Genomic DNA, 14676 nt, shown 5'->3' with positions numbered 1-14676 from the left:
CAAAGGATACTTTTCCCGCCCCAGAGCGGTCTCTTTCCGGTCGGCACCCCATTGGACGGCATTCCACTACGTTTGTGCATCTTCGGTCTCCAACCGAGGCTAGTGCTCGCCAACTGGCACTTCGGTCAGAGACCGCGTAACACCAGGACGTAATTGAAAACTACGACCAACGAGGGAGCAAATGACCTAATAACTCTTCTCCAATCAAATAGAAGGAATTTTGTCGCTTACCTAACTTTATAAGCTAATTCACGGATCATTAAAGTTGACCAAGCTTTTTGATTCATAGCACGTTCTTCCTCCGCTACTGAAGTAAACGGATGTTGTAGGACTTTATAGCTTCAGATCTTTCTGTTCATCAAAATTGCAATCGTTACTATATAGATGCCCACTATGGCAAAGGGGATGGCCACAAACCGGTGCTGGGGCACTATATACCAAAGAGTTAGTACAAGGGCTGTTCTTCCAACCGCATGGAAAATACCTACCCAGTGGTCAATGAGCCAGCTCACGGGCAGCCACATCAATCCCGTTAGGATTCCTACTGTGAGCGGCAGGGAAGTGTAATCATAAAGAAAAAATGGGATGGCGATGGCATAAACCAGCACAGCTTGGCCAACGGTGGAAAAGAAGAGTTTATCAAAGGTGTTTTTAGGCTTGTCTTTGTCGAGGAAGTTCTCGCCCGTAAATTTCGATATGAACATACCTAGATACACGATGCTTCCTGTCGCAATAAACAATACCCAAACTTTACCCGTAGGAGATAGAAAAATACCGCCCAGGCCAACGATAAGCCAAGCCAGTAATCCGGCAAGTGGCGTAGCCAGTAGTTTTCTGCTTTTAAACTCATTCTTTTGCTCTTCCAGCGTCCGGATTGGAGGGTTCATTGGCAAACCTGTTTTTGAATGTCCTACAAATCCTAAATATACGAAAGTTTTGCAGACGCGGCACGGTAGTACTTTTTGTATGTATTTAGTGAGCTAGTAGGTTCAAAAAGATGCGGAACAGGTCCTGGTATTTTCGGAGCCTTCCGGATGCGGTGGGGCTCCCCGGGGTGGCGAGGTAGGATGCGCTCATCCACTGAGAACTTCGCTACCTTTGCGTCATCAACATAAAGCCTCTTCCGCTAGCCACTACCAGTTTGAAAAAAATACTACTAATCGACGACGAAGAAAAGCTTCGTTCCCTGTTGGCCCGGATCATTAGTCTGGAAGGCTTCGAGCTGCTGCAGGCCGAGAACGCCAAAGCGGCCTGGAAGCAGCTCGAAAGAACGGATATCGACGTGGTGCTCTGTGACGTTAAACTACCCGATGCGTACGGGGTAGAGCTGGTGAAGCAAATCAAAGCGACGTATCCGCTCACGGAGATCATCCTGCTGACGGCCTACGGAAACATTCCCGACGGCGTACAAGCCATTAAAAACGGGGCCTTTGACTACCTCACCAAAGGCGACGACAACAACAAAATCATTCCGCTCCTCTACCGGGCCGTGGAAAAGGTGGAGCTGGCCCGCAGAGTCCAGCAGTTAGAAAAGCAATTAGGCGAAAAACATTCCTTTGCGTCCATCATAGGCCATTCTGCGGCCATCCGGTCGGTAATTACCCTAGCCGAAAAAGTAGCTTCTACCAGCACCACCGTGCTCTTAACGGGAGAAACCGGAACCGGAAAAGAAGTTTTTGCGCAGGCCATTCACCAAGCAAGCCTGCGCCAAGCCCACCCCTTCGTTGCCATCAACTGCTCGGCCTTCGGCAAGGACTTACTAGAGAGTGAGATGTTTGGCTACAAAGCCGGGGCCTTTACCGGAGCTCTTAAGGACAAAAAAGGGCTCATGGAGGCCGCTCATAAAGGCACCCTCTTTTTGGACGAAATTGGAGAAATGCCCCTGGACCTGCAGGCCAAGGTGCTAAGGGCCCTGGAAAACGGAGAGTTTATCAAAATCGGCGAAAGTAAGCCCACGCGGGTAGATGTGCGTATTGTGGCGGCTACGCACCGCCATCTGCTCCAGGAAATCCAGGCGGGGCACTTTCGGGAAGATTTGTACTACCGCTTGTCGGTATTTCAGATCGAGCTCCCTCCCCTACGCGAACGAACGGCCGATCTGGAACCTCTTCTTAGGTACTTTCAAACCTGGTTTGCCGCCAAAACCAATAAAAAAATCACTTCGTACACCCATGACTACCTGCACGCGCTGAAACGCCATACCTGGCCCGGAAATATCCGGGAGCTAAAAAATGTCATCGAGCGCAGCGTGATCTTAGCGGCTTCCGAGACGCTTACCCCCGATACCCTACCGTTTGAATTACAAGCCTTCCGTACGTCGTCTTCGCCCGAGCCTTCGTCACTTTCTAACTTTGCCTTAGCCGCGGCCGAGAAAAAGCATATTGAGCTGGTACTGCAACACGCCCATGGCAACAAAACCAAGGCCGCCGAGCTGCTGGGCATTGCCCTTACTACCCTTTACCGAAAGCTGGCTGAGTATAACCTGAGCTAAAAGTACCCCTTTCAAAACGCTACGATAAGCCCTTTCATTTTGAAAGGGCTTTTTTCTTTCGGCGGCCCCCCCGCTACTTGCAATTATCTGATTCATAACAAAGTACCCATTCGATCAGAATTAGGGAATGGAAATTGGCATACTTGAAGGAACCAACCAAAAACCAAGCTATGATCCTACTCATGTATGCCCTCGGACTCCTGGTGTTCGGACTTCTGTACAAAGTCATTGACCTATTTGAAAAAATCTAAAACCATGAAAAAGCAACCATCGACAACCGCTCTTTCGTAGTACCCTACCTAACATCATAAATCGCTAAGACCATGCTAATCTTATTCCTCATTGCCCTGGCCGTATTTGGCTACATGGGCTACGTCTTACTCAAACCCGAAAAATTTTAAGCCATGAATACGGAAATACTCGGGATAGTCCTCATGTATGTACTCGTACTAGCTCTGGCGGTGCCGCTGGGGCGTTACATCGGAAAAGTCTTCAACCACGAAAGTACCTGGCTGGACGCTCTTTTTAACCCGCTGGACCGACTCTTCTTCCAACTCGGCGGCATTGATCCCCACCGGCCCATGACCTGGAAGCAGCACCTGGTGGCACTGCTTACGATCAACATGATTTGGTTTATATTCTCTTTGTTTGTGTTGACCAACATGAGCTGGCTTCCCCTCAATCCGGACGGTAACCCCTCTATGAGTGCCGATCTGGCGTTTAATACCTCCGTAAGCTTTGTTACCAACACCAACCTGCAACACTATTCCGGCGAAACGGGCCTTTCCTACCTGGGCCAGCTCACGCTGATGCTCTGGCAGTTTATCAGCGCTGGCACGGGTATGGCCATAAGTGCGGTGGTCTTTCATGCCCTGCGCGAGCGCACGACGGGGGAGCTGGGTAATTTCTACGGCTTTTTCGTGCGCTCCTGTACGCGTATCTTGTTTCCCATTGCCTTGATTGGCGCGGTGATTCTGGTTTTTAACGGAACGCCCATGACCTTCGAGGGAAAAGATACCATAACTACCCTGGAGGGAGTTACCCAGCACATCAGCCGCGGACCGGCCGCCGCCTTTATCTCCATCAAGCAGCTGGGGACCAACGGGGGCGGGTACTACGGCCCCAACTCGACCCACCCGCTGGAAAACCCCAACTACCTGACCAATCTTCTGGAAACGGTATTTATTTTCCTGATTCCCCTGGCGCTGGTGTTTGCGATGGGACGTGTGGTGCGGCGGCCTCGGCTGGCCTGGATGGTGTACGGGGTCATGACGGTGGGGTTCCTGCTGCTGGTGGTACCGTCGATCTACTTTGAGATGAAAGGCAACCCGGCCCTTGCGGACTTGGGTATCGCCCAGCCCCTGGGAAGCATGGAAGGGAAGGAAGTCCGCTTCGGCCCGGCGGCCTCGGCCTACTGGGCCATCAATACTACTTGTACCAGCAACGGCTCCGTCAACGCCATGCACGACAGCCTAACGCCGCTAACGGGTCTATTTGCCCTACTGGGCATGATGATCAATTGCTTCTACGGGGGCGTCGGGGTGGGCTTTCTCAACTTCTTCGTCTTCATCATCCTGGCGGTGTTCATCAGCGGGCTGTTGGTGGGGCGTACGCCCGAGTTTTTGGGTAAAAAGGTGGAAGCGAGGGAAATAAAAATTGCCATGCTGGTAGCCCTGCTACATCCCTTCCTGATTCTGGCCGGGACGGCGCTAGCCAGCTACCTCTACACCACCAACCCCACAGAATACGCCGACTGGCTCAACAACCCCGGTTTCCACGGATTCAGTGAGATACTCTACGAGTTCAGTTCGGCGAGTGCCAACAACGGCAGTGGCTTCGAGGGCCTGGGCGACAACACACCCTTCTGGAACCTCGTCAGCGGGCTTGTGATGCTCCTGGCGCGGTATCTGCCCATCATCGGGCCGGTGGCTATTGCCGGGCTGTTGGCCCGCAAAAAGTACATTCCCGAAGGTGCCGGTACCCTCAAAACCGACACTGCTACCTTCGGAATCATGGTCTTAGCGGTCATTAGCATCGTGGCGGCCCTGGCCTTTTTCCCGGCGCTGACGCTAGGCCCCCTGGCCGAGTACTTCACTATGACCAAATAATTCATCACCATCACTATGAAAAGCAATAATCCATCCGTATTTCAAAAAGATCTGGTACAGCAGGCATTGAAACAATCCTTCCGAAAGCTTGATCCCCGCACGTTGATTCAAAATCCGGTCATGTTTACCGTCGAAATCGGTACAGCTATCATGCTGGTCGTGAGCCTTTCGTCACTGACGGGCAACCACGCCCAGGGTAGTTTTGGCTACAACTTCACGGTCTTTGTGGTCCTGCTGCTAACGTTACTATTTGCCAACTTAGCCGAGGCCATCGCCGAAGCCCGGGGCAAAGCCCAGGCCGACAGCCTGCGCAAAACCCGACAGGAAACCCCCGCCCGGCTCGAAAACGGGAAGGTACTTTCTTCATCACAACTCCAAAAAGGCGATATTTTCGTATGCGAAGCCGGAGACGTGATTCCGTCGGACGGAGAAATCATCGAAGGCCTGGCTACCATTGACGAAAGCGCCATCACGGGCGAGAGCGCCCCGGTCATCCGGGAGGCCGGGGGCGACAAAAGCTCCGTAACGGGCGGCACCAAGGTACTTTCGGACCGCATCAAGGTGGTCGTCACGACCCAGCCCGGCGAGAGCTTTCTGGACCAGATGATTGCCCTGGTGGAGGGGGCGAGCCGTCAGAAAACGCCCAATGAAATAGCCCTGACGATTCTGCTGGCGGGCTTTACGCTGGTGTTCATCATTGTGACGGTCACACTTAAGCCCTTCGCCGACTACGCCCATGTACCCATTACCATTGCGGCCTTCATCTCCCTCTTTGTGTGTCTGATACCCACGACCATCGGAGGGCTGCTGTCGGCCATCGGGATTGCCGGTATGGACCGCGCCTTACGTGCCAACGTCATTACCAAGAGCGGCAGGGCCGTCGAGACCGCCGGGGACATAGACGTGCTGCTGCTCGACAAAACGGGTACCATCACCATCGGCAACCGTAAAGCTACGTACTTCTATCCCGCTCCCGGCGTGGACGAAAAGCACTTCCTAAAGGCCGTGGTACTTAGCTCCCTCAGCGACGAAACGCCCGAGGGAAAGTCCATCCTGGAGCTGGCCGGGGTGAATCCGGCTACCTACGCCGTCGATAACCCGCGCTTCATCAAGTTCACAGCCGAAACCCGCAGCTCCGGCATTGACTACGGAGACGTCCGCATTCGCAAGGGCGCCACGGACGCCATCCGCGCCTTGAGTGAAAAGGCTGGCAATCCATTCCCGGTGGAGATCGAACAAAGGGTGAAAACCATCTCCAGCAACGGAGGTACCCCACTGGTGGTGTCGGAGAATGAGTGGGTCCTGGGCGTCATTGAACTACAGGATATCATCAAGCCGGGCATTCAGGAGCGGTTCGAGCGGCTACGTCGCATGGGGATCAGAACGGTGATGGTTACAGGCGATAATCCACTGACGGCCAAATACATTGCCGATAAGGCCGGGGTGGATGACTTTATCGCGGAGGCTAAGCCCGAAGATAAAATGAACTACATCCGCCGGGAGCAGGCCGAAGGCCGCCTGGTGGCCATGATGGGCGACGGTACCAACGACGCCCCTGCCCTGGCGCAGGCCGACGTGGGCGTCGCCATGAACAGCGGTACCCAGGCCGCCAAAGAAGCCGGTAACATGGTGGACCTCGACAACGACCCCACCAAGCTCATCGAGGTTGTGGAAATCGGCAAGCAACTCCTCATGACGCGCGGGACCCTCACAACCTTCAGCATCGCCAACGACGTAGCCAAGTACTTCGCCATCATACCGGCCTTGTTTGTGGTAGCCATCCCAGCCTTACAAAGTCTTAACGTCATGAAACTGCACAGTCCGGAAAGCGCCATCCTGTCGGCGGTGATTTTTAATGCGCTCATTATTCCGCTCCTCATTCCGCTGGCGCTACGGGGAGTAGCCTACAAGCCCATAGGGGCCAGCGCGTTACTACGCCGCAATCTCCTCCTCTATGGCCTGGGCGGCGTGGTGGTACCTTTCATCGGCATCAAGCTCATCGATGTAGTGGTATCCGTCTTTATCTAGACAGAGAATAGAGTACTTTTTAAACATTTGAAAACGAGTACATCATGGAAATTAAATCACATCTACTACCCGCCCTCCGGCTTACGCTGGTGTGTCTGGTATTCTTCTGCGGGTTTTACACGTTGATAGTCTGGAGCGTGGCCCAGCTGGCTCCCAATCAGGGCAAAGGTCTCGTGATTACGCAAAATGAACGTACCTACTACGTTAACGTAGGGCAGGCGTTTACCGCCGATGAATATTTTTGGTCGCGCCCCTCGGCGGTGGACTACGACGCGGCCGGGGCGGGCGGGAGTAACCTGGGCCCCTCAAACCCAGCGCACCTGGCCGAGGTGGAGCAGCGCATCAGGTACTTTCTGGAACACAATCCCGGCCTAGACCGCTCGCAGGTACCCTCCGACCTGGTGACCGCCAGCGGCAGTGGCCTGGACCCGCACATTTCGGTAGAAGGGGCCCGGGTGCAGGTGAAGCGCATCGCCCGGCTGCGGAAAGTACCCGAAGAAACGCTTCGGCAGCTTGTGGACCAGTACACCGAAGCGCCCCTACTGGGGCTGTTCGGGACGGCGCGGGTCCATGTTCTGAAAATTAATCTGGCCCTACAGAACTTGTAGCCGCCCCAAAACACCTATATTAAAACGCTCCCAACATGCTTATCTAGGCAGGCTTCTTGATGAAACCTGACCCGACGCGCCTGGAACGTTCCGCTGAGTAGACAACTTATATATGAAAACGCACCTCCTTACGCTGCTGGCTTTGTCCGGCGCTCTATTGTCCCACGCCCAGAGCGATTCTACTGCCACGCGACCGAGCTCCTTTGCCGTAAGCGGCTACCTAGAGACCTACTACGTATTTGACTTCGCCAATCCCGCTGACCATACCCGCCCCGATTTTTTGTATTCGTTCAACCGGCACAACGAGGTAAATCTCAATCTGGGATACGTACAGGTCACCTACCAGCATGATCGGGTGCGCGGAAAACTAGCCCTCATGGCTGGCACCTACGCCAACGCCAACCTGGCCGCCGAGCCGGGGGTACTTAAGCATATTTTTGAGGCCAACGCCGGGGTGAAGCTTTCCAAAACCCACGAGCTCTGGGTAGATGCGGGTATTTTTGCCTCCCACATTGGCTTTGAAAGTGCCATCGGGGCCATCACCTGGAACATGACCCGCAGCCTCCTGGCCGAAAACTCACCCTACTACCTCAGCGGAGCCAAAATCTCCTATACTTCTGGCAACGGTAAGTGGTTTTTGAGCGGCCTGCTGCTGAACGGCTGGCAGCGGATCCAGCGAGTACCCGGCAACCAGGTACCTTCCTTTGGCCACCAGCTCAGCTGGACGCCCAGCGCGCGTGTCACGCTCAACAGCAGTTCGTTCGTGGGTAGTGACTCCCCGGCGGGAGCCCGGCAAATGCGGTACTTTCACAACTTCTATGGCATCTTTCAGCTCAGCAAGCGGCTCGGCCTCATTACCGGCTTCGACTGGGGAGCTCAGCAGCAGGTACCTGGCAGCAGTCAGTATCATAGCTGGTGCTCGCCCGTAGGCATTGTAAGGTACACACCCACGGAACAGCTGGCGCTGGCGGCCCGCGCCGAGTACTACGCCGACCCGAACGAGGTTATCATCGCCTCCGGTACGCCCAACGGCTTCCAGACCGCGGGCTACTCGGTGAACGTGGACATACAGGTACAAGGCAATCTGCTGTGGCGGGTGGAAGCCCGTACTTTTCGGAGCCGGGATGCTATTTTTACCAGCGATAATCCGCCCCGCCGAAGCAACACCTTCGTAGGTACTTCGCTGGCGCTGACGATTCCCTAAAAAACAACCATTTATTCTTGCTAGAACCATGGAAGAAACCAAGCGTTCTGCCGAAGAGTTTCTGGAGCTAATACGGAAATCGAGGCGGGGAAAGTTCAAAGTATACATTGGCATGAGCGCCGGGGTGGGCAAAACGTACCGGATGCTCCAGGAAGCCCACACGCTGCTTAAAAATGGAATTGATGTTAAAATTGGCTACATTGAAACCCACCATCGTGCTGAAACCCACGCACTACTAGAAGGGCTACCGGTAGTGCCCCGACGAAAACTCTTCTACAAAGGCAAAGAGCTGGATGAAATGGACGTGCAGGCCATTATCAACCTCCGGCCCGAGGTAGTGGTGGTAGATGAACTCGCCCACACGAACATCCAGGGTAGTAAAAACGAAAAGCGCTGGCAGGACGTACTGGATATTCTGAATGCAGGCATCAACGTGATTTCGGCCGTGAACATTCAGCACATTGAAAGCCTCAACGAAGAGGTAAGGCTTATTACTGGCGTAGAAGTGCGGGAACGGGTGCCGGATAGTGTGCTTGCTGAGGCCAACGAAGTCGTCAACATTGACCTTACCTCCGATGAGTTGATTGCCCGGCTACGGGAAGGAAAAATCTACCAGGCGGATAAGATTGAAGCAGCACTAAACAACTTTTTTAGAAGTGACCACATTTTACAACTCCGCGAACTCGCCCTCAAGGAAGTGGCCTCGCAAGTGGAGCGCAAGGTAGAAACAGAAGTGAGCAAAGCCAGTTTTCGGCACGAACGCTTCCTGGCCTGCATCAGTAGCAACGAAAAAACGGCTAAAAATGTAATCCGTAAAACGGCCCGCCTGGCCAACTACTACCACAGCAAGTGGTATGTACTCTACGTGCAGACACCCCGCGAGAACCCCAACCGCATTCCGCTCGACAAGCAACGGCACCTGATTAATAACTTCAAGCTGGCCATGGAGCTGGGAGCCGAAATTATCAAGGTACAACACCCAAGCATAGCCAACGCCATCGTAGAACAAGCCGAAAGCCGAAGGATAACAACCATCTGTGTAGGCAAACCGCACCTCACTCTTTTCGCCATCATTTGGTCGACCACCGTCTTTAATAAGCTTCTCTGTAAACTCGCCACCAGCCACGTTGACCTGATCCTTCTTTCCTAAATGAAAATCAAAGCAAAAATTACGTTAGGAGTAGGCTTCCTCTTTCTACTCATTGTCCTCATGGGGGTCGTAGGTACCCGGTACATCAACGCGCTCAAGGCGGATACGGAAGGGATTCTGCTGGCCAACTATAACTCGTTGCTCTACGCCCGAAATATGCTCTTGCAGCTGGAAGAAAGCAGCGTGTCGGCCCGACAAACGTTTGAAGAAAATCTGCAAAGACAGGAGCGAAATGTTACCGAAATAGGCGAGGAAGAAGCTACCCGTACGGTTCGAGTGCACTTTAATCTGTATCGTGACGGCAACGACGATAGTACTCAACTACCCTTTATTCGCCGGGGAATTTTTTCACTCATGGAAATGAACATGCAAGCCATTCAGCGCAAAAGCGAGCTAGCCAAGCAAACCGCCAATACCGCTACTCTCTGGATCGTCATTACGGCTACCTGCTGTTTTTTGATTGCGTTTACGCTGCTGATCAACCTTCCCGCTACCATTGCCGATCCGATTCGTGAACTCACCCAAAGTATTAAACAGATTGCCTATAAAAATTACTCCGAAAGGGTTCATTTCGAAGGGCACGACGAATTCGGAGACTTGGCCCGCTCGTTTAATACCATGGCCGAAAAGCTGGAAGAATACAACCAGAGTAATGTAGCCCGGCTTATGATGGAAAAGAAGCGTATCGAGGCCCTGATCAATATCATGCACGACCCCGTGCTGGGGCTCGATGAGCAGTTAAATGTCATTTTTGTCAACGAAGAGGCTAGCAAGATTATCGGCATTAGCCAGCCCAATCTACTCGGAGTAAATGCCCCAACGCTAGCCCTAAAGAATGATTTGATCCGCCTGCTCATCCAGGATTTGAGGGAGGAAGGGCATTCTACGTCCAAGAAAAATCCCTTGAAAATAGTTGCGAACGGCAAAGAGGGGTACTTTGAAAAAGAAGCGTTACATATCTCCCTGGTGCCCACGGGGGAAAAAGAAAAGGTACTTATTGGACACGTCATTATTTTGAGAAATGTGACGGAGTACAAGGAGTTGGAATTTGCAAAAACCAATTTTATCGCCACGGTATCGCACGAGTTCAAGACCCCCATATCCTCCATCAAAATGAGCTTGCAGCTTCTGGAGAATCAACGTATTGGCGTTTTAAACGAAGAGCAAAAAACGCTCCTGGAAGGCATCAATGACGATGCCAATCGACTCTTAAAAATCACCGGCGAATTGCTGAACATCACGCAGGTAGAAAGTGGCAATATCCCCATGCGCATCAAAGCTACCGATCCGCAAGCGATGGTACAGGATGCCCTCAACGCAACCAAAGTACTAGCCGAGCAAAAGCACGTTCAGCTGGTGACGTCGTACCCGAAAGAAAGTACCCTCATCCGGGTGGATAGTGAAAAAACGACTTGGGTACTTACCAATCTTATCTCGAATGCCATTCGCTACTCCTACGAGCATGCTACCGTTTTTGTCCGCGTAGAAAACCACGAAACTACCCTTACGATTTCCGTTCAGGATACGGGCCAGGGTATCGAGCCGCAGTACCAGGCCAAAATATTTGACCGCTACTTCAAAGTACCCGGCTCGCCCAGAGAAGGTACCGGACTGGGGCTGGCCATTAGCAAAGAGTTTATTGAAGTACAGGGCGGGCGTATCACCATCGATAGCGATTTTGGGGCCGGTAGCACCTTTACGATATCCCTTCCCAAGGCCTAATACTACACATCATCCTTGGCCGTATCGCACGGCATAGGTACCTTTCACACCAATACAAACGCGAATGGCCTTTCGGGGCTGAAAATAGTCATTTTTCGCGGGCAGCTTCGTCGGAGGGGTACTTTGGGTCGATTGGAGGGGCGATGGGTACTTTTACTCATCTGGGCATTAAGCGGTAAAGCTTCATACTTGGATACGTATTTCTTTGACGCGTCAAAGAGGTACTTTACGAATATGCTCTCAAAGTATGCGTAACCAATACATGATAAGGCACCTTTTGGTAGTTTTATTCTTGGAAAGTGAACGGAAAGTGGTTTTTGAGTTTAACGCCCACCGGTTTTCGGCTTGGCGTTCGGGCGGTATTTGGAAAAAGTCAGTCCATAACTACAGCTAAATTTATAACCAAATGCACATTGTTTATTCTATTGCTTTATTCGTCGGCTGGGCTGAAGCCGAATAACGAACAAAAAGTTGAGCATATATTCGTCGCCCCACCGTATTCCCAAACCGCCTGTTAGCCACAGGGTTTATAGCTGCGTGTCCTTAAACCAAAAATCCCTTCTGTCTTGCAAATAGCCATTTTTTTCAAACTTATCAAGCGCGCTATTAATTTGATTTAGCAGATCAATATTTTCTTTATTAATGATAATTGCATACTGCGAAGGCGTACTTTTAATTATTTCAGCCATAACGATAGCAGAATTATTTTCAACAAACCCATAAGCAATTGGTGTATCGTCAATCAAAGCGTCAATTTCTTTTTCCGTTAGCCTTCCATATTGTTCATCGTTTGTATCGAAAAGAAACAATTCTTTTTCTGGAAAATTTTTTTTCAAATATTCTTCGGCTTCTGAGCTTATTCTCACACCTATATTTTTGTCTTTTAAGTCTTTCAAGGCAACAATATTATCTTTATTACAAACTAAAGCAAGATGAAAATTGAGATATGGGTTGCTAAATGCTACTATTTCTTTTCTTTTTTCTGTAACAGTAGCGGCTGAACAAATAATATCTATTTTTTGGTGTATAATATCAGCAATAATATCTTCCCAATAGGCAACTTTATGCTCTAATGCAACACTAAGTTCCTTGGCAATCTCATTCATTAAATCAACTTCAAAGCCTTCAAATTTTTTACTTGAAATGTCTGTATGTAAGGGAATTGGCGCTGCAAAGTCAAGCCCGACCTTTAATACATTTTCCATGACTTATTCGTAAGTTTCGTAATGTATTACATTTTCTTCCAATTCTATAAGGTATTCTTTATCCTTATGATAGTACTTTGCCTTTTCAAAATCCTTTCCTGCAAAGTTTATAATGCTTTCATAACTATCCCACTCACTAATTGTAATAAAATGGCACGTTTCGCCTTCCGTTCTACGTAATATTTTAGCGGATAAATTACCTTTTGTGGAAACGTATTCTTTAAGTCCTGTCTGCATAACGTATTCAAGATACATGTCTGCGTCCTTTAAATTAGTTCGTCCGTGCCAAAGTCTTGTAATTGTCATAACGTGATGGTTGTTAAAATTGCAGATAACGTTTTGGGGCTTTGCGTTCGGGCGGGAAATTGAAACACAAAAAGCTGATATTATTACTAAAGTTTAATTGAAAAACTACTGTTTATTGATAGATGAGTAGGATTGTAAAGATATTGTATTTTGTTGTCTATGGCAAAATACAAACGAAGTGATTATGAGCTTCTACGTCGGCGTTGTGCCGAACTAAAAGAAGCAGGCTGGAAACAGACCAGCATTGCCCAAGCCTTGGGATTAACCGAAGGTTGGGTAAGTCGGACCCTGAAGAAGTATAAAGAGAATGGCGAGGCTGGTCTGGTATGGCGTAAACCCCAAGGGCCAGCTTGTCGCCTTACACAAGAGCAGTTGAAAGTGAGATGGTCTAATTTTGATGGACACGTAACTTGCATAAATTAGCAAGTAGAGATGCAGAACAAAAAATCACAGAAAAGCAGGAGGAAGTACGATGTTTCCTTCAAGCAAGAAGTTGTTAACATGATTGCAGCTGGCCGTTCGGTAGCGGACATTGCCCGTTCATTGGGTATAGGAGAAAACATCATTTACCGCTGGCGAAGGCAGGCCCTTGGCAGTACTAATGCGACTCTATCTGAACCCGTGCCCCCTTCACAAGTTAGTTTATCGGAACACCTGGCGCTACAAAAGCAGCTGCGTGAACTGGAAATGGAGCGAGACATTTTAAAAAAAGCCTTGGGCATCTTCTCTCGCTCGCAGTAAAGGATCGCTGTAAGTTTATTAAAACACACCAGCATCAGTATCCCATCAAGCTGTTGTGCCGCGCCATGCAGATCAGCCGCAGTGCGTATTACGAGTACTTGAAGCCAAAAGTAAAAAATATAGAAAAGCAGCAGGTGGAACAGCAGATCGTGGAAGTATTTAGAGCGCACAAGCAGCGTTACGGCATCCGCAGGATTTGCGCGGAGTTAAAGGATCAGGGTCTTAGAATTGGGAAGTATGCATGCAGAAAAGTGATGCACCAGCATGGATTACGAGCCATACAGCCTCGCAGCTTTGTGCCCCGGACCACTGAGAGCAGGCATCCTTACCCTATCAGCCCCAATCTGCTGCTGGAGCGTCAACCGCCTACAAGGCCTGATGAAGTGTGGGTAGGTGATATCACGTATATCCCGCTTTCCCAGGGCAGATGGGCTTATCTGTCCGTGTGGATGGATCTATACTCAAGAAGGATTGTGGGCTGGCAGTTGGCCAGCCACAGGCGGGAGGAGCTGGTGATAACAGCGTTGCGGAAAGCGCTTGCCACAAGAAATGTCAAAGCTGGACTTATTGTACACTCAGACCGTGGGGGCCAGTACGCGGGAGGCATGTTTCGTAAGCTGCTACTGAAAAGAAAAATAGCACAATCCATGAGCCGGGCCGATGATCCGTATGATAATGCATTCATGGAGTCTTGCTTCAGCCGAATCAAAGCCGAACTGCTCGAGGATGGAATCTTTGACAATTTGGAAGATGCCCAAACAGAAATCTTTGAATATATTGAAATGTATTACAACACCAACCGTAAACATTCAAGTCTGAATTATCAGAGTCCAATGCAATATGAAAATCATTATTGTTATTCTTTAACTAAGCAAGTCACGTGTCCATAATAATCGGCACACCTCAGATGCCGTACTTGCAAAAGTGGAGGAGTTAAGAAAGAACCCAAGGCTTATTTCTTCTTTCTTTCATAAACAAGAAATAGAATTCTTTACAAACTAACGCACTGATCAATAAGTCATTACTCAATAGAAAAACCGCTCGAACTAAAGAGTCTAGTTCTTGTCTTAAAACTGATATTAGCTGTCCAAACAGTCTGTTCTGAAAAAGTAG

14 protein-coding genes are annotated in these 14676 nt (G+C 50.3%); 11 read left to right on the top strand and 3 right to left on the bottom strand.

From position 1 onward, the window contains the following. Window positions 1-341: 341 nt before the first annotated feature. Window positions 342-887: a DUF7010 family protein gene (locus HNQ92_RS23240; protein ID WP_184177899.1), complete on the bottom strand. Its 546-nt coding sequence runs from the start codon at window positions 885-887 to the stop codon at window positions 342-344. A 254-nt stretch (window positions 888-1141) separates the two neighbouring features. On the opposite strand from HNQ92_RS23240, the gene HNQ92_RS23235 reads away from it, so the two are divergent. The 8 genes from HNQ92_RS23235 to HNQ92_RS23200 all read left to right on the top strand — a co-directional run bounded on the left by HNQ92_RS23235 (window position 1142) and on the right by HNQ92_RS23200 (window position 11311). Next, the gene (locus HNQ92_RS23235) at window positions 1142-2491 is read left to right on the top strand and encodes a sigma-54-dependent transcriptional regulator (protein ID WP_184177897.1); all 1350 of its coding nucleotides are present in this window, start codon (window positions 1142-1144) and stop codon (window positions 2489-2491) included. A gap of 323 nt (window positions 2492-2814) precedes the next feature. Further along, the gene (locus HNQ92_RS29225; RefSeq protein WP_184178050.1) at window positions 2815-2892 is read left to right on the top strand and encodes a potassium-transporting ATPase subunit F; all 78 of its coding nucleotides are present in this window, start codon (window positions 2815-2817) and stop codon (window positions 2890-2892) included. A 3-nt stretch (window positions 2893-2895) separates the two neighbouring features. Beyond that, window positions 2896-4599, top strand: coding sequence for a potassium-transporting ATPase subunit KdpA (kdpA, locus tag HNQ92_RS23225; RefSeq protein WP_184177895.1), 1704 nt, complete (start codon window positions 2896-2898; stop codon window positions 4597-4599). 15 nt (window positions 4600-4614) lie between these two features. Beyond that, window positions 4615-6627: a potassium-transporting ATPase subunit KdpB gene (kdpB, locus tag HNQ92_RS23220; RefSeq protein WP_184177893.1), complete on the top strand. Its 2013-nt coding sequence runs from the start codon at window positions 4615-4617 to the stop codon at window positions 6625-6627. 50 nt (window positions 6628-6677) lie between these two features. Continuing rightward, the gene (locus tag HNQ92_RS23215; protein ID WP_184178048.1) at window positions 6678-7235 is read left to right on the top strand and encodes a K(+)-transporting ATPase subunit C; all 558 of its coding nucleotides are present in this window, start codon (window positions 6678-6680) and stop codon (window positions 7233-7235) included. A gap of 112 nt (window positions 7236-7347) precedes the next feature. Further along, window positions 7348-8439, top strand: a complete 1092-nt coding sequence (locus HNQ92_RS23210; RefSeq protein ID WP_184177891.1) for a porin — start codon at window positions 7348-7350, stop codon at window positions 8437-8439. Between the two features lie 28 nt (window positions 8440-8467). Then, window positions 8468-9589, top strand: coding sequence for a sensor protein KdpD (locus HNQ92_RS23205; RefSeq protein ID WP_184177889.1), 1122 nt, complete (start codon window positions 8468-8470; stop codon window positions 9587-9589). Further along, a complete protein-coding gene (locus HNQ92_RS23200) occupies window positions 9590-11311 on the top strand; it encodes an ATP-binding protein (protein ID WP_184177887.1) in 1722 nt (573 codons plus the stop codon). 527 nt (window positions 11312-11838) lie between these two features. Here the strand turns inward: HNQ92_RS23200 and HNQ92_RS23195 are convergent. Together HNQ92_RS23195 and HNQ92_RS23190 are read right to left on the bottom strand one after the other, a co-directional pair. Further along, a complete protein-coding gene (locus HNQ92_RS23195; RefSeq protein WP_184177885.1) occupies window positions 11839-12516 on the bottom strand; it encodes an ABC transporter substrate-binding protein in 678 nt (225 codons plus the stop codon). 3 nt (window positions 12517-12519) lie between these two features. After that, window positions 12520-12822: an antibiotic biosynthesis monooxygenase gene (locus tag HNQ92_RS23190; RefSeq protein WP_184177883.1), complete on the bottom strand. Its 303-nt coding sequence runs from the start codon at window positions 12820-12822 to the stop codon at window positions 12520-12522. A gap of 159 nt (window positions 12823-12981) precedes the next feature. Here HNQ92_RS23190 and HNQ92_RS23185 point away from each other — a divergent pair, with 159 nt between their 5' ends. From HNQ92_RS23185 to HNQ92_RS23175, 3 genes are read left to right on the top strand one after another with little or no spacing between them, the layout of a single operon-like run. After that, complete coding sequence (locus HNQ92_RS23185; protein WP_246440714.1) at window positions 12982-13245, top strand: helix-turn-helix domain-containing protein; 264 nt, start codon at window positions 12982-12984, stop codon at window positions 13243-13245. A gap of 9 nt (window positions 13246-13254) precedes the next feature. Further along, window positions 13255-13563, top strand: a complete 309-nt coding sequence (locus tag HNQ92_RS23180; protein ID WP_184177881.1) for a transposase — start codon at window positions 13255-13257, stop codon at window positions 13561-13563. A gap of 17 nt (window positions 13564-13580) precedes the next feature. Then, window positions 13581-14453, top strand: a complete 873-nt coding sequence (locus HNQ92_RS23175) for an IS3 family transposase (RefSeq protein ID WP_343063039.1) — start codon at window positions 13581-13583, stop codon at window positions 14451-14453. Window positions 14454-14676 lie beyond the last annotated feature (223 nt).

The sequence above is a fragment of the Rhabdobacter roseus genome (assembly GCF_014202275.1).
GTDB classification, from domain to species: Bacteria; Bacteroidota; Bacteroidia; order Cytophagales; family Spirosomataceae; genus Rhabdobacter; species Rhabdobacter roseus.
Note: the sequence above shows the minus strand (reverse complement) of the source record. Positions and strands in the feature narration are given on the sequence as shown.